The organism is Actinophytocola sp. (assembly GCF_036378875.1).
Taxonomy (GTDB): Bacteria; Actinomycetota; Actinomycetes; order Mycobacteriales; family Pseudonocardiaceae; genus Actinophytocola.
On sequence record NZ_DASUVO010000088.1, the window covers coordinates 1 to 14,958 of the forward strand.

Here is a 14,958-nt window from a genome sequence, read left to right on the forward strand (position 1 = left end):
CGCCATCGACGCCGACACCCGCCTGGTCATCGCCACCGGCGACCCGCAACCGGGTAACCGCAACGACTGCACGGTCTACCGCACTTCCGGCATCAAAGACCAGATCGACGATCGGCCGGTCATGACCGACGGCGGCTACCAGGCAACCCAGACGTGATCATGCCCTACCGCAAACCCCGCGACGGCAGCGATCTTCCTGAGTGGAAGGAAGAACTAAACACCGTCCACCGCACAGTCCGCGCCAGAGCCGAGCACACCCTGGCCCGCATGAAGTGCTGGAAGATCCTCCGCGACTACCGCCGCGCCGCCAGCACACTCGGCGACGCCGTGTCCGGAATCGCCCACCTCCACAACATCACACTCACCACCTGACCGAACACCATCTGGCCCCAACCAGAAGAACAGTTACGTGACAGCCCTTAGGCACTGTCGAACCGGCTTATCCGATCGGCCCCGATTTGACGCCCGGTGTCGACGTGATCGCGGCGATTCCGATCGCCGAACTGTCCACGGACAAACCGGTCCCCCTCGACGTCGCCGACCCGTGCGACAGCGTGCCCGCCGGCGCTGTGTCCCCGGCCGGCGTTGCCACGACTCCGGTGGAAAGCAACGAGTTCGGCTGCGTGTGGAAAGGGCCGACTCTGGGCCTGGAAATTGGCGCCTTGCCGGCTTCGATGACCAAGGAGGTCGAGGCACACGTCGCCATGGCAAACCGTAATTCCACCGATCCACTCGCTCACCTGGCCTGGCTCCGCATCGACGGCCATTACGCGATCGAGCGCATCCTCGAGTTCGACCGCGCCAAGGGTTGCTGGCTGACACTCGACGTCTCCGCACCCGCCGCCGTGCACGCGGTGACTTATCAAATCGACCCCGCGACCGGCGAACGAGCCGAGTCCGACACCGACACGTCGGTGCGTGACCTCTGCCCCGCCACTCGCAAGATCGCCAGAAACCTGCTGGCCCACCTAGAGTCCGGGGAACGTGCCTGGTGGGCAACGAGCGTTCATCCAACCAGGTGACGTGACGAGTTCACCACCCTGTGTCACCAAATTTCGCTATGCTGCGTACTTGGTGTGAGCGCCGTTGGGGGCGCCGAGGGAGGCCACCATGCCATTCGTCTCGCGGGGCGCAATAGATCCCGGCCGGAGCACGAGCACCCTACGGGTTGAACCCGAACAGGTACTCCAACTCAAGGCCGAACTCCAGTCGATCTATGACAAGGTTGAAAAATTTCTTCGCGCCGAGGGGCGGAACATGCTCATGCAACCGCTCGGTGCCGATCCAGTCAGCCGCGAGACTGCCGATGTGTTCAACGAGAACGCCAAATCCGCGGTCGATGCGGCCGTCGGCTATCTGAGAGAACTCAAGGGCGTCCTTGATGCGCTCGATCAGGCGGCCAGGACCTACAACCTCGTCGAAGACACAAATGCGGAAGACTTCCGGCGGGCTTTGCAATGAGCCCTCTTCGCGGCTTCGCTCTTGGCATCACGCTGTCAGCGACACTGGCACTAGCGGGCTGCACCACCAAGTTCGCTGGCTCACCCCTGGCGGACAAGACTGGCGCTAGCAGCAATCCCCCAACTACTACCAGCACAGAAACATCCTCGGGTCGGCCGCGAAACATCGACCTCGATGACAAGGACCCATGCGGACTTATCCCGCAATCAGACTGGTCAAAATTCGGCATCGAAGGACCTGGCCAACGCTCCGAAGAACCGAACCTAAAATCACCTCACTGCTACTACTCGAGCGTCGGAGACATAACACTCGTAGTTACTGAGGATATCGGAGCATGGGACGAACGAGGGCAGGACGCGGAGATCAGTGATGCCGAAGCGATCGAAGGGTTCCCGGCAATCATGATCTGGAACCAGGTTGACGAGCGGTCCTGTTACACGGCCGTGGATGTGAGCGACGGTCAATACCTGCTCACCACGGCAATGTCCATCGAGGCCCAAGCGAATAGGACAGCGACCTGTGAACTGTCCTACGAACTGGCGAAGTCGGCGATGAAGACCTTGGCAGCGTGATCATCACGACGATGGGGGAATGCGATGAACTCTCGCTACAACTGGGACGAATATTCCCACCAGCGGTTGTACGACCGGATTCATGGCAGAGGGGGCTTTTTCCTGCCTGACGGTGCGGGGGTTTCGGGAGCGGCCGGGGTGCAGGATGGGTGGGCCACGTTGGCCGAGGTCATGGCCGACGCTCGGGAGCGGACCGAGGCGGCGTTGGCGAAGGCCGGCGCGGTGTGGGAGGGCGGTGCTGCTGACGCGATGCGATCAGGGGTCACGCCGCTCGCACAGTGGGCCCAGGATGCGCAGATCGCCAGTACTGCCAGTCAGGCCTGTACCGACGTGCATGTCAGCGCGTACTCCTCGGCCAAGAACAGCATGCCCGAACCCGTTCCCGTGGCCTCGACCGCCAACAGCGACTTTCTTGGCGTTCCAGCTGGGTTTACGCATTTGTTTGGTGGGCAGACTGACCAGGATCGGCAGGAGGCCGCCGCTCAGGAGGCCAAGGCCGAGGCGGTTCGGGTCATGACCGGCTATGAGGACCAGTCCAGTTCGGCTTCGTCCAGGGTTGGGCGGTTTGTGCCGCCGCCGGCGGTCACTGTGGATGTGTCGCCGGCTCAGCCTCGGAGCACGGATGTCATTCCCGTCGGGGGTGGGGAGCCGCCGCCAACGGGGCCGGAACCTGGGGACGACAGCACTCGGAGCGCTGGTGACACACCAGGGCTCGGCGGCACGCCTCCTCCTTCGAGCACACCTCTTCCGCCTGGGAGCACGCCTCCTCCTGGCGGCGCGCCTCCTCTTGGCAGCGCGGCGCTTCCGCCCGGCACGACGCCAAGCAACGTCACGACTCGGCCGTCGTTGGGGGCTCCGGTGGTGACCGGCTCCTTGCCTGACCAGCGGCCCGTCTCGGGTTTGGTGCTGCCTGGGGCGATTGGTTCTGGCGAACGTGGTGTTGGTCGCGGGCCCTTCGGTGGAGGCGGTGCGCCCACCGGACGCGGGCCGAGCGGGGGTATGCCAAGCGGCGGCGGACCTGGCGGCAGTGGACCGGGCAGCGGAGGACCAGGCGGTAGTGGACCGGGCGGCGGCGGGCCAGGCGCTGGTGGTGCCCGGGGTGCGGTGCCCGGTGGGCCGGCTGGCGACGCTGTTCCGGGACGGGCCGGTGCCACAGGTGGGCCCGGTGCTCGTGGTGCCGGCAGTATGAGCTGGGGACCCACGGGTGGCGGGCGCGCTGACGGTGACGAAGACAAGGAACACACGTCCGCGGAGTACCTGCGCGACTACCACGACAGCTTCTGGGACACCGCGCCGCCGGTCGCGCCCCCGGTGATCGGTGACGAGGATGACGGCTGAGTGACCGGCAGATTCCGGCTGTCCTGGCTCGAGTACGACTTCCTGTGGGAGCAGCTCGCGCTCGGGCGGCGGCCACCGATCCTCGACGTCAACTCGCACGGGCACACCTTCGACGAACGTGCCGAGCTTCGCGCCGCCGCCTGGAAGTCGTTGGCAGACAAGGGAATTGGCGAACCGGGCGACTTCCATCCCGACCTGGTCACCTCGCTGCGGGTGCTCGCACGGCCCGAATGGGAGGTCGACGGCCGGTTGCACCTGTCGGCGGACGGTCCGCGTACCTCGGTGCTCATCGGCACCGCCGGGGCCAAGGGGGCCGTTGGGGTGCTCGACGCCGAGCACTTCACCGTGTGGCGGACCTCGGCCACCGGGCTCGCGCGCACGATTGTCGCCCAGTTGCCTGACCATCCGCCGGGCACGGGTACGTCGATCAGTGTTCCCGCCGCGACACTGGACGCCAGTGCCGCGCGCGCCGTCACCAACCCGGACGCACTGCGCCGGGCGCTGGTGTCCGCCGGGCTCGGTAAGGACGAGGCGCGCAAGATCGTCGAGGTGACCGGGCACGTCGTTCGCTTCGGTCATCTCGGTGCCGCGCACACGCCTCGGCACGGTGAGCGGGTGCGGGCCGACCACGTCGTCAGCTTCTACGACAACCCGACCGGCAGGTACCTCTTCACTCGCCGGCCCAGCGGCGGCGCGTTATGGGTGACGCTCAGCCCTGGCAGCACCGCGGCGATCACGCGGCAGGTCGAGGAACTACTGGACAGTCTCGCGCGGGCCCGGCGGTAGTGTGCGAGGCATGGCGGTCCACATCACGCGCGTTTACACAAAGGTCGGCGACAACGGCACCACCGCGCTCGGGGACGGTCAGCGGGTGTCGAAAACCGACAACCGGCTGGCCGCCTACGCGGACGTCGACGAGGCCAACGCCGCCATCGGGGTCGCCGTCGCCATGGGTGGGTTGAGCGACGAACTGCTGGACGTGCTGCGAGCGGTACAGAACGACCTTTTCGACGTCGGCGCCGATCTCTGTGCGCCTGACCCCAAGGACCCGGCACGGAGCATCACCGACGTCTACGTCGAGCGGCTCGAGGGCTGGTGCGACGAGTTCAACTCGCGGCTGGGCAAGCTGAACTCCTTCATCCTCCCCGGCGGCACGGCTGGCGCGGCGTTGCTGCACGTCGCGCGCACGGTCACGCGGCGCGCGGAGCGCAGCACCTGGCGTCTCATCGAGGCCGAGGGCGAGCGGGTGAACATCCTCACCGCGAAGTACCTCAACCGGCTCTCCGACCTGCTTTTCGTGCTGTCGCGCGTCGCCAACCCCGATGGTGACGTCCTGTGGCAGCCCGGTGGCGGTCGGTGAATTAGGCCGAGCGGCGCGTTCGAACTCACTTCAGTCTGGGTATGGCATGACGCATGGTCGCGTCAACCGCTCAACGTGCGAAAAACAGCCAGCTCACGCAGATCCTGGGCCGCGCCGGCATGGTGTGCTACGGGGTGGTGCACATCGTCGTGGCCTACCTGGCCGTGCGAGTCGCCTTCGGTGACTCCGGGCAGCAGGCCGATCAGAAGGGCGCCATCCAACAAGTTGGTGCCACCCCGTTCGGTGCCGTGACGTTGTGGGTGCTGGCCATCGGGCTTGTCGCCTACGGGCTGTGGCAGCTGATGCTCGCCGCCTTCGGGTTTCAGTGGGTGACCAAGAAAGGCAAGCGGACCCGGCGCCGGATCGGAGCGGTTGTCCGGGCGATCATCGGGTTCGCGCTCGGGTTCTACGCGGGACGGCTCGCGAGCGGGAACGGCGGCGGACAGTCGAGCGACCAGTCGCAGCAGGAGTTCACGGCCAAGCTGCTGTCGCTACCGGCTGGACCGGCCCTGGTCGCGATCGTCGCGGCGATCGTCATCGGGGTTGCCATCGCCGAGGTTCGCAAGGGGATACGCAAGTCGTTCCTCCAGGACCTGGACCTCCAGGACCTGCCGCCGGGCACACAGCAGTGGGTGCGCAGGCTCGGTGTGTTCGGCTACCTCGCCAAGGGCGTGGTGCTGGGGATCGTGGGCGTACTGCTGGCGTTCGCCGCGTTCCAGTCCAATGCACGGGAGGCCGGTGGGCTCGACCGGGCGTTGAAGACCCTTGCCGCGCAACCGTTTGGCACCATCGCGCTCGCCGTCGTGGCCATCGGGCTTGCCGCGTTCGGGGTGTACTGCTTCGCCGCGGCCCGCGCGCACAAGTCCTAGGAAGCCCAGGGCAGACGGCCCGGAGGCGCTGACTCCAGCCACGACAGGAAACCGGTCAGCGCGTCCGGGCCCATCGCGATCTCGATGTCGGCGCCAACGCCCGCCTCACGGAAACGCAGCACGTGCGACGAAGGCGGCATGGTGTAGAGCTCGGGGCCCGACGGGTCCCGACGGTCGGCGATTTCCAGCGCGCTGCGGGTGATCACCCGGTCGGGACCTGGCCGCAGGCTGAGCACGCGGAACCAGACGAACTCGTCGCCCTGGTAGCGGCCCACACCCAGATGCCAGCCCTTGCCGGAGTCGTCCAGGCGAGTGCGTAACGCGGCATGCACACCACCGGAGCGCATCGCGCGCAGCCGACGCACCGCCAGCCACACGAGGACAGCCGCGACCAGCAGGAGGACCGCTCCGACCACTACTGTGATGTCCACGGTCCGCCCCCCGTTCGTCCAGCCTCAGTCCCGCTGGCCCACGGCGCGGAGTTGTCCCTGTGCTCTGACGCGGGACTCCTCGTCGTCAGAGTTGAGGGCCGCCTTCGCCGCTTCTACGTCGATCTCGTCGGCCAGGTCGGCGGACTCCGCGAGAATGCTCACGGTGTCGCCGGTCACCGACAGGAACCCGCCTTGCACGGCGGCCGTGACGGTCTGGCCGTCGGCCGTGCGTACCTTGACCACGCCACCCTCGACGAGCTGGCCGAGTACCGGCTCGTGACCAGGAAGGATACCGATCTCGCCCTCGGTAGTCTGAGCCGAGACGAACGTGCCGGTACCCGACCACAGGCGTCGTTCCACGGCGACCAGCTGGACGGACATCTCGGCCACGCGGTACCTCCTTGTTTGGGGCTTCTCCAGAATTCTAGTGGGTGCTGTTTCAACCTCCCCAGTCAGGCCGGTGTCTGAATGGGTGAGACAAGTCACCGAGCCCTTGGGGGATGTCCATATGGACGAAGCCGATTTCACGGACTTCGTGACACACCGTGCCGGCGCCCTGCTGCGGACCGCGTTCCTGCTGTGCGGCGGTGACCGGGGAGCAGCCGAGGACCTGCTGCAGGAAGTGCTCGAACGCGCCTACCCGCGCTGGCGACGCATCCGCAACAGGCCGGAGCCCTACCTGCGTGCCGCACTGGCGAACGCGGCCGCGAACCGCTGGCGAAGCCGGTCACGCAGGGTCGCCGAAGTACCACTGGAGAACGCGCCGGCGGTAACCCGGCCAGGTCACGAGCAACGGATCGTCGACGAGGACCATGTTGTGCGCGCACTGCACACCCTGCCAGCACGCATGCGGGCCGTGCTGGTGTTGCGCTTCTTCGACGACATGAGCGAGGCGGACATCGCGAAAGCACTCCGCTGCAGCACCGGAACGGTGAAGAGCCAGACATCGCGCGGCTTGGCCCGCCTGCGCGAGGTGCTGGACGACACCGAGGTACCAAACTTGATCCACGAGAGGACACCATGAAGACCACAGACCTGGGCGAGCTGATGCGGGCCGCCACGGACGACCTGGAGACGACCCCGGACTTCGCGAGGCAGGTGATCCTGGGGGGACGGCGGCGCAAGCAGCGGCGCAGGGTCATGGTGGCGGCCGGCGCCCTGGCCGTGATCGCCGCGATCGGGAGCACGACCATCATGACTCTCGGCGACGGCCCGACCATCAGCGCCGCCGACGAACGGCTGGAGGCACCCACGATGGGCGACCTCGCGGGTGACCAGGCGTTCCTCAACGAGGTGGTCGCGGCATGGCGGGAAGGGCTGCCCCTAGCGCCCGAGGCCGCCCTCGGCTTCTACAACGCCCCTCAGGGCGACCCGCACGTGTACTGGGCGGGTAACACCCCGGCCGGACGCGCGGCGATCGTCCTACAGCAGGTCCAGGTCCCGGACAACGGCCAGATTCCCACTGGCAAGACCGGCACGCGAACCGCCGAGGGACTGGTCGCGATCGACGCGGAGGACGGCAAGCTCAAGCTGGTCGGCACGCGGCCGGCCAGCTTGGAGCTCCTCGGGTGGTCCAGCTTCTACAAGTTCGGCGACGGGACGCGGACGATGCTGATCGTCGACGAGGGCAAACCCCTTTACTACAGCTTCGAGTTCTCTGGCGCGAAGGAGAGGCCCAAGTGGCATCGCGCTGAGTCGCGCGACGGCGTGGCTCTGGTGAGCATTCCCAAGGACGCCAACGAAAGGGGCGCCGTCGCCTACCAGGGGGACCAACCGCCGGCAGTTGTCGACTGGAAGCGGGTCCCCTACGACTTCTATGCCGAGCGGATGACCTTTGCCGACGAGTACCTCGCAAAGCGGCTCACGGAGCACCCGACCTTCCGCACCTCGCTTCTGCCGTGGCAGGAAGCATGGGTGATCGGTCAACATCGCGAGCTACAGTCGCCCGCCGATCGCGACCTGCTGCGGGCCCGCGGGGTTCCGCAGTTCATCGGGTCCAACTACGTGAGCGTGTGGGCGATCTTCGCGGGACTCGACGACGGTCGAACGGTCGTCCTGGAGGAGACCCAGAGCCCCACCGGCACGCCTCAACTGATCGCGTTCCTGTTGACGAGCGACGGCGTCAACCTCAGCTCGGCTGATGGTGGACCGGTGGACCGGAACGCCGTGCTGCCGGTGAAGTTCCGCATCCCCGAGGGCGGCGGGTGGATCGTCGCGCAGCAGGGGCAGACGCTGAGCTACCGGACGTCACCGAACGGGCAGTGGCAGGACGCGGGCAAGGACGCCGCGCTGCTGCCCGACAACGCCGTCGAGGTGAAGGTCGGCGAGGAGATCGTGCAACTCTGACACAAAAGGAACGAACGCCGCGCTCCCGAAAGGGAGCGCGGCGTTCGTCGTTTCAGGGGACCTACCGGCTGGTGATCTCCTTGTACTTCTTCTCCAGGTCCTCCAGGCCACCGATGCCCAGGAACGCCTGCTCCGGGTAGTGGTCGAAGTCGCCCTTGGCGATCTTGTCGAAGGCCTCGACGGTCTCCTCGCGCGGCACCGTCGAACCCGGCTGGCCGGTGAACTGCTCGGCGACCAGCATGTTCTGGGACAGGTAACGCTCGATGCGCCGGGCCCGCTGCACGGTCAGCTTGTCCTCTTCGGACAGCTCGTCCATACCGAGGATCGCGATGATGTCCTGCAGCTCCTTGTACTTCTGCAGGATCCGGATGACCTCGGACGCGACCGCGTAGTGCTTGTCGCCCACGATGGCCGGGTCCAGGATCGTCGACGTCGACGCCAGCGGGTCCACCGCCGGGAAGATGCCCTTCTGGAACACCGACCGGGAAAGCTCGGTGGTGGCGTCCAGGTGGGCGAACGTCGTGGCCGGGGCCGGGTCGGTGTAGTCGTCCGCCGGTACGTAGATCGCCTGCATCGAGGTGATCGAACGGCCCTTGGTCGAGGTGATCCGCTCCTGCAGCTCGCCCATCTCGTCGGCCAGCGTCGGCTGGTAACCCACGGCGGACGGCATCCGGCCGAGCAGCGTGGACACCTCCGAACCCGCCTGGGTGAAACGGAAGATGTTGTCGATGAACAGCAGCACGTCCTGGTTCTGCACATCGCGGAAGTACTCCGCCATGGTCAGCGCGGACAGGGCGACCCGCATACGCGTGCCGGGCGGCTCGTCCATCTGACCGAACACGAGCGCGGTGTCGTTGATGACGCCGTCCTCGCTCATCTCCAGGAACAGGTCGGTGCCCTCACGGGTGCGCTCGCCGACGCCGGCGAACACCGAGGTGCCACCGAAGTTGCGGGCCACACGGGTGATCATCTCCTTGATGAGCACCGTCTTGCCAACGCCCGCACCGCCGAACAGGCCGATCTTGCCGCCGACCACGTACGGGGTCAGCAGGTCGATGACCTTGAGGCCGGTCTCTAGCATCTGGGTGCGGCCCTCGAGCTGGTCGAACGCAGGCGGCTTGCGGTGGATCTCCCACTTCTCGAAGTCCGACGCGTAGCCGGGCTCGTCGAGGCACTCGCCGAGTGCGTTGTAGACGTGGCCCTTGACCTTCTCGCCAACCGGCACGGAGATCGCGGCGCCGGTGTCGCGCACCTCAGCGCCACGGACCAGGCCGTCCTGCGGTTGGAGCGAGATGGTGCGGACCATGTTGTCGCCGAGGTGCTGGGCGACCTCGAGGGTCACCGTCTTCTTCAGCTCCTCGAACTCGATCTCGACCTTCAGCGCGTTGAACAGTGCGGGGATCGCGCCGCGGGGGAACTCGACGTCGACCACAGGACCGGTCACCCGCACGATGCGGCCCTTGGCGGTGTTCTCGGTTGTCGTCATCAGTCTTCACTTCCTACCCCGGCGAGCGCGTTCGCACCGCCGACGATTTCGCTGATCTCCTGGGTGATCTGGGCCTGGCGCGCCTGGTTGGCGAGCCGGGTGTAGGTCTTCACCAGGTCACTGGCGTTGTCCGACGCCGACTTCATGGCGTTGCGCTGGGCAGCCAGCTGCGACGCCGCCGACTCGAGCAGCGCGGCGTAGATCCGGGTGTTGATGTACTTCGGCAGCAGCGCGGACAGCAGCACGTCGGCACTGGGCTCGAACGAGTACGCCGACGGGATCACGTCGCTCTTCGGCGCGGCCTCCGCCTCCTCGGCCGAGGCGTACTCGACCTCCAGCGGCGCGATTCGCTTGGCGACCGGCACCTGCGACAGCATCGAGCGGAACTCCGTGTACACGATGTGCAGCTCGTCGACGCCCAGGATGCCGTCGGCACCCGGCTCGTCGCCGTCGTCGTCGGCACCCGCGTTGAAGGCCTCGACCAGCGTCTTGCCGGCCTCCTGCGCGTTCTCGTAGCGCGGAACCTGGGTGAACCCGGTCCAGCTCTCCACAACCTGACGCCCGCGGAACTTGTAGTACCCGACGCCCTTGGCACCCATGACGTACAGCACCGGCTTCTTGCCCTGCTCGCGCAGCAGCGACTGCAGTTCCTCAGCCGCACGCAGCACGTTGGCGTTGTAGGCGCCGCAGAGACCCTTGTCGCTGGTCACGACCAGCAGACCGACCCGCTTGGCGTTGGGTCGCTCGGACAGCAGCGGGACGTCGAGCGTGGAGGCGGCGCCGGCCAGCGCGGAGAGCACCGTGGTGATCTCCGTCGCGTACGGCCTTGCGGCGTCCACCCGCGCCTGCGCCTTGCTGATGCGGGACGTGGCGATGAGCTCCATCGCCTTGGTGATCTTGCCGATGGACTTGGTCGCCCGGATCTTGGACCGGAGCTCGCGAAGTTGTGCCATCTGGGTCAGCCCCGGTCAGCTTGTGGACGGCGCCGGGCGGTTGACCTTCACGGTCTCCTGCCCGACCTCGTCCGCGGACATGGCCTCGGCCTCGGTCTCCACCAGCGACTTGCCCTCGGAGGTCGTGAAGCCCTTCTTGAACTCGGCCACGGCGTTCGCCACCCGCTCGGCCAGGTCGTCGTTCCACTGACCGGTGTCGCGGATCTCGGCGAGGATGCCCTCGTGCTTGTGGCGCAGGTTCTCCAGGAACTCCCGGTTGAACCGGGCCACGTCCTCGATCGGCACGTCGTCGAAGAAGCCGTTGGTGCCGCCGTACACGATGATGACCTGCTGCTCGACCGGGATCGGCGAGTACTGAGGCTGCTTGAGCAGCTCGTACAGGCGGGCACCGCGGTCCAGCTGGGCGCGCGAGGTCGGGTCGAGGTCGGAGGCGAACGCGGCGAACGCCTTCAGCTCCTCGTACTGCGAAAGGTCGATACGCAGCGAGCCCGACACCTTGCGCATGGCCTTGACCTGCGCGGAACCACCGACCCGGGACACGGAGGTGGTCACGTCGACCGCCGGGCGCTGACCCGAGTTGAACAGGTCGGACTGGAAGAAGCACTGCCCGTCGGTGATCGAGATGACGTTCGTCGGGATGTACGCCGAGATGTCGTTCGCCTTGGTCTCGATGACCGGGAGGCCCGTCAGCGAGCCGGCGCCCAGGTCGTCGGACAGCTTCGCGCAGCGCTCGAGAAGACGCGAGTGCAAGTAGAAGACGTCGCCGGGGAACGCCTCGCGGCCCGGCGGGCGGCGCAGCAGCAGCGAGATGGCGCGGTACGCCTCGGCCTGCTTGGTCAGGTCGTCGAACACGATCAGGACGTGCTTGCCCTGGTACATCCAGTGCTGGCCCAGCGCCGAGCCGGTGTAGGGGGCCAGCCACTTGAAGCCGGCGGAGTCGGACGCCGGGGCGGCGACGATCGTCGTGTACTCCAACGCGCCGCGCTCCTCCAGCGCCTGGCGCACGGCGGCGATCGTGGAGCCCTTCTGGCCGACCGCGACGTAGATGCAGCGCACCTGCTTCTGCGGGTCGCCGGACTCCCAGTTCGCGCGCTGGTTGAGGATCGTGTCGACGCAGACCGCGGTCTTGCCGGTCTTGCGGTCGCCGATGATCAGCTGGCGCTGACCGCGGCCGATCGGGGTCATCGCGTCGATGGCGGTGATGCCGGTCTGCAGCGGCTCGCCAACCGGCTGGCGCTGCACCACCGAGGCGGCCTGCAGCTCCAGGGCGCGGGTCTCGTCCGCGGCGATCTCGCCGAGGCCGTCCATCGGCTGGCCGAGCGGGTCGACGACGCGACCGAGGAACGCGTCACCGACCGGGACCGAGAGGATTCGGCCGGTCCGCTTGACCTCCTGGCCCTCTTCGATCTGCTCGTAGTTACCGAGGATCACCACGCCGATCTGGCGCGGCTCCAGGTTCTGCGCGACCCCGAGGATCCCGCCAGGGAACTCCAGCAGCTCGTTGGCCATGGTCGAGGGCAGGCCCTCGACGTGCGCCACGCCGTCACCGGTGTCGACGACGAGGCCGACCTCCTCCCGGTTGACGTCAGGCGAGTAACTGGACACGTAGTTGTCGATCGCACTGCGAATCTCGTCCGACGAGATCGTCAGCTCCGCCATGTCGCTTCCCGCTCCTACCGTCTTGTCTTTCTCAGAAGTTCCGTGGTGCCGCTTAGCCCGCGAATCGCCGGCGCAGCTCGTCGATGCGGCTGGTGGCGCTGCCGTCGATGACCTCGTCGCCCACCTTGATCACCAGGCCGCCCTGGATGTCGGGATCGACCTCGACGTGCAGCGCGATCGGCCGCGCGTAGATGCGCGTCAGGGTGGCGGACAGCCGCTCTTCCTGCTGCTCGGTGAGCGGGACCGGGGAGACCACGTAGGCCACCGACCGCTCGCGTCGCTTGGCCGCCTCCGCGGCAAGCTCGCCGAGCCCGCCGACGAGCGTCCGCCCGCGCGGCGTGGTCACCAGCTGCTCGACCAGCCGCACGGACACCGCGTCGGCCTTCTCCCCGATCAGTTCGCGGACCAGCGCGCGCTTGCTGTCGGCCGGCGCGGTCCGGTCGGCCAGCGCCTGCTCCAGCTCGCCGTCGGCGGCGACGATCCGGCCGAACCGGAACAGCTCGTCCTCCACCGCGTCCAGCCGGCCCGCCCGCTCCGCGTGCACGAGCAGCGCGGTGCGGCCGAGCACGTCGAGCCCGTCGACCAGCTCGCGCGGCGTCGACCACCGGCTGCTGACGGCGGCGACCAGGACCTCGAGGGTCCGGTCGCCGACCTTGCCGGACAGCAGGCGGGTGAGCAGGTCCGCGCGGCGCTCCGGCGCCGCCGACGAGTCACCGAGCGCGCGGCGCAGGCTCGGCTCGCCGTCGAGCATGCGCACGACGGCGAGCAGCTCGTCGCCGACCTGCTCCGCCGGTACGGCGGCCTTGCCTTTCGCGCCAAGCACCTCGAGCAGCGTCTGCTCGGACGCGGCGAGCGCGTCACGGCTTGCGGCGTGGAACAGCGTCATCTGATTCCGCTCCTCAACAGGGCCTAGTTCCGCGCCGAGACCGAGTCGAGGTCGTCGAGGAACCGGTCCACGGTGCCCCGGCGACGCGCCTCGTCCTCGAGGGACTCGCCGACGACCCGGCTGGCCAGCTCGACCGCGTGGCGCCCGAGGTCAGCGCGCAGCTCCGCGACGATCTGGGCACGCTGGGCCTCCAGCTGCGCCCGTCCCTGAGCCACGATACGGGAGGCTTCCTCCTGCGCCTGGGTGCGAAGCTCGGCCTTGATCTGCTCCGCCTCCAGCCGGGCGTCGTCCCGGATGCGGGCGGACTCGGCACGTGCCTCGGCCAGCTGCGCCTGGTAGGTCTTCAGCGCCTCGTCAGCCTTGGCCTGAGCCTCCTCGGCCCTCTTGATGCCGCCCTCGATCTTCTCGGTGCGCTCCTTGTAGACCGCCTCGAACCTCGGGAACGCGAACTTCTGCAGCACCCACAGCAGCAGCAGGAACGCGACAATCCCGAGGATGATCTCGGAGGCGTGCGGGATGATCGGGTTCGGCTCTTCGGCCGCCAACACGATCGCGGTGTTCAACATGATGTCTCCCGGAGCTTCCGAATGGAGTTACTCACCGCCGCCGGAGGCAAGGAAGTACAGCACCATGCCGATCAGGGCGAGCACCTCGACCAGCACGAAGGTCTGCCACGCGATACCCATCAGCTTGCTCTGGGCCTCGGGCTGACGGGCGGTGCCGTTGATGACGGCGGAGAAGATCAGACCGACGCCAATACCCGGACCGATCGCACCAAGGCCATAACCGATGAGTGCGAGGCCCGGGTTCAGGTTGAAGGAGTCCTGGGCGATTTGAATGGCGCTCACTTGCTTTTGCTTCCTTCCAACTCGGTCCACGAAGGTTTTCGCGGATCGGGCGCGTGCTTTTGGTTACGTGAAACTCAGTGGTCTTCGGCGAGTGCGGCGCCGATGTAGTTCGCCGCCAGCAACGCGAAGATGTACGCCTGCAGGACCTGGATCAGCGCCTCGACGAACGTCATCGCGATGGCGAAGGCCCATGAGACGACCGAAACGGGCTTGAGGAGTCCGCTCGCTTCGAGCAGAAGGTATTCACCGGCGAGGGTGAACACCAACAGGATCAGGTGACCGGCGAACATCGCCGCGAAAACTCGGATCGCGTGCGTGAGCGGGTTCATGAAGAACTTCACGAACGCCTCGACCGGCACGAGCAGCAGGAGCACCGGCTTCGGCACGCCCGGCGGCACCAACTGGTGCTTGATGTGTCCGAAGAACCCGTGCTTGCGGATGCCGACGAAGTGCCACAGCGGGTACACGATGAAGAGGGACAGTGCCAGCGGGAACCCGATGTGCGCGAAGGTCGGGAACTGGACGAGCGGAATGAGGCCGAAGATGTTGTTCACCAGAACGAAGGTGAACAGCGTGACAATCAGCGGCACATACGGCATGAAATCTTTGGAACCGATGAGTTCACGCGCGACGTTGTTCCGTCCGAAGTCGTATACCGACTCGGCGATGAACGTGAACTTGGTCGGCACTACCTTGAGCCGCCGCGATGCCATCAGGAAGAACACCATGACAATGGCGACGGAGAGCAC

General features: G+C 67.1%; 19 protein-coding genes and 2 pseudogenes. 12 read left to right on the forward strand and 9 right to left on the reverse strand.

Going from position 1 to position 14,958, the window contains the following annotated elements; all coding sequences use genetic code 11:
- The 10 genes and pseudogenes from VF106_RS25420 to VF106_RS25460 all read left to right on the forward strand — a co-directional run.
- A pseudogene (locus VF106_RS25420) lies at window positions 1–372 on the forward strand (transposase family protein); the annotation flags it as partial.
- A 104-nt stretch (window positions 373–476) separates the two neighbouring features.
- Window positions 477–1,022, forward strand: a complete 546-nt coding sequence (locus VF106_RS25425; RefSeq protein WP_330842344.1) for a hypothetical protein — start codon at window positions 477–479, stop codon at window positions 1,020–1,022.
- An 88-nt stretch (window positions 1,023–1,110) separates the two neighbouring features.
- A complete protein-coding gene (locus VF106_RS25430; protein ID WP_330842345.1) occupies window positions 1,111–1,461 on the forward strand; it encodes a PE domain-containing protein in 351 nt (116 codons plus the stop codon).
- Window positions 1,458–2,033 carry a DUF3558 domain-containing protein gene (locus VF106_RS25435; protein ID WP_330842346.1) on the forward strand — a complete coding sequence of 192 codons (576 nt, stop codon included), beginning with the start codon at window positions 1,458–1,460 and terminating at the stop codon, window positions 2,031–2,033. Before VF106_RS25430 ends, VF106_RS25435 begins: the two co-directional genes overlap by 4 nt.
- Before the next feature lie 24 nt (window positions 2,034–2,057).
- Window positions 2,058–2,576: pseudogene (locus VF106_RS50965) on the forward strand (PPE domain-containing protein); the annotation flags it as partial.
- Between the two features lie 376 nt (window positions 2,577–2,952).
- A complete protein-coding gene (locus VF106_RS25440; protein WP_330842347.1) occupies window positions 2,953–3,222 on the forward strand; it encodes a hypothetical protein in 270 nt (89 codons plus the stop codon).
- Complete coding sequence (locus VF106_RS25445; protein WP_330842348.1) at window positions 3,219–3,371, forward strand: hypothetical protein; 153 nt, start codon at window positions 3,219–3,221, stop codon at window positions 3,369–3,371. Before VF106_RS25440 ends, VF106_RS25445 begins: the two co-directional genes overlap by 4 nt.
- The gene (locus VF106_RS25450) at window positions 3,372–4,157 is read left to right on the forward strand and encodes an ESX secretion-associated protein EspG (RefSeq protein ID WP_330842349.1); all 786 of its coding nucleotides are present in this window, start codon (window positions 3,372–3,374) and stop codon (window positions 4,155–4,157) included.
- 10 nt (window positions 4,158–4,167) lie between these two features.
- Entirely contained in the window at window positions 4,168–4,731 is a 564-nt protein-coding gene (locus VF106_RS25455) for a cob(I)yrinic acid a,c-diamide adenosyltransferase (RefSeq protein ID WP_330842350.1), read from the forward strand.
- 53 nt (window positions 4,732–4,784) lie between these two features.
- Window positions 4,785–5,600, forward strand: coding sequence for a DUF1206 domain-containing protein (locus tag VF106_RS25460; RefSeq protein ID WP_330842351.1), 816 nt, complete (start codon window positions 4,785–4,787; stop codon window positions 5,598–5,600).
- On the opposite strand, the gene VF106_RS25465 is transcribed toward VF106_RS25460, so the two are convergent.
- Both VF106_RS25465 and VF106_RS25470 read right to left on the reverse strand, forming a co-directional pair.
- The gene (locus tag VF106_RS25465; RefSeq protein WP_330842352.1) at window positions 5,597–6,031 is read right to left on the reverse strand and encodes a DUF2550 domain-containing protein; all 435 of its coding nucleotides are present in this window, start codon (window positions 6,029–6,031) and stop codon (window positions 5,597–5,599) included. The genes VF106_RS25460 and VF106_RS25465 overlap by 4 nt on opposite strands.
- 24 nt (window positions 6,032–6,055) lie before the next feature.
- Window positions 6,056–6,421: a F0F1 ATP synthase subunit epsilon gene (locus tag VF106_RS25470; protein ID WP_330842353.1), complete on the reverse strand. Its 366-nt coding sequence runs from the start codon at window positions 6,419–6,421 to the stop codon at window positions 6,056–6,058.
- 118 nt (window positions 6,422–6,539) lie between these two features.
- Between VF106_RS25470 and VF106_RS25475 the strand changes: the two genes are divergently transcribed.
- Window positions 6,540–7,055, forward strand: a complete 516-nt coding sequence (locus tag VF106_RS25475) for a SigE family RNA polymerase sigma factor (protein WP_330842354.1) — start codon at window positions 6,540–6,542, stop codon at window positions 7,053–7,055.
- A complete protein-coding gene (locus VF106_RS25480; RefSeq protein WP_330842355.1) occupies window positions 7,052–8,377 on the forward strand; it encodes a hypothetical protein in 1,326 nt (441 codons plus the stop codon). Before VF106_RS25475 ends, VF106_RS25480 begins: the two co-directional genes overlap by 4 nt.
- Window positions 8,378–8,438: 61 nt before the next feature.
- Here VF106_RS25480 and atpD read toward each other — a convergent pair whose 3' ends face one another.
- From atpD to atpB, 7 genes are all read right to left on the reverse strand, one after another.
- The gene (gene atpD, locus VF106_RS25485) at window positions 8,439–9,863 is read right to left on the reverse strand and encodes a F0F1 ATP synthase subunit beta (protein ID WP_330842356.1); all 1,425 of its coding nucleotides are present in this window, start codon (window positions 9,861–9,863) and stop codon (window positions 8,439–8,441) included.
- Window positions 9,863–10,816 (reverse strand): F0F1 ATP synthase subunit gamma, encoded by a 954-nt coding sequence (locus VF106_RS25490; RefSeq protein ID WP_330842357.1) that lies wholly within the window; start codon window positions 10,814–10,816, stop codon window positions 9,863–9,865. Before VF106_RS25490 ends, atpD begins: the two co-directional genes overlap by 1 nt.
- Before the next feature lie 15 nt (window positions 10,817–10,831).
- Complete coding sequence (atpA, locus tag VF106_RS25495) at window positions 10,832–12,475, reverse strand: F0F1 ATP synthase subunit alpha (RefSeq protein WP_330842358.1); 1,644 nt, start codon at window positions 12,473–12,475, stop codon at window positions 10,832–10,834.
- A 52-nt stretch (window positions 12,476–12,527) separates the two neighbouring features.
- Complete coding sequence (locus VF106_RS25500; protein WP_330842359.1) at window positions 12,528–13,361, reverse strand: F0F1 ATP synthase subunit delta; 834 nt, start codon at window positions 13,359–13,361, stop codon at window positions 12,528–12,530.
- 23 nt (window positions 13,362–13,384) lie between these two features.
- Complete coding sequence (locus VF106_RS25505) at window positions 13,385–13,927, reverse strand: F0F1 ATP synthase subunit B (protein ID WP_330842360.1); 543 nt, start codon at window positions 13,925–13,927, stop codon at window positions 13,385–13,387.
- A gap of 27 nt (window positions 13,928–13,954) precedes the next feature.
- Entirely contained in the window at window positions 13,955–14,209 is a 255-nt protein-coding gene (locus tag VF106_RS25510) for an ATP synthase subunit C-like protein (RefSeq protein ID WP_330842361.1), read from the reverse strand.
- Window positions 14,210–14,283: 74 nt separating this feature from the next.
- The coding region (gene atpB, locus VF106_RS25515) for a F0F1 ATP synthase subunit A (protein ID WP_330842362.1) at window positions 14,284–14,958 on the reverse strand (675 nt) is incomplete at its 5' end.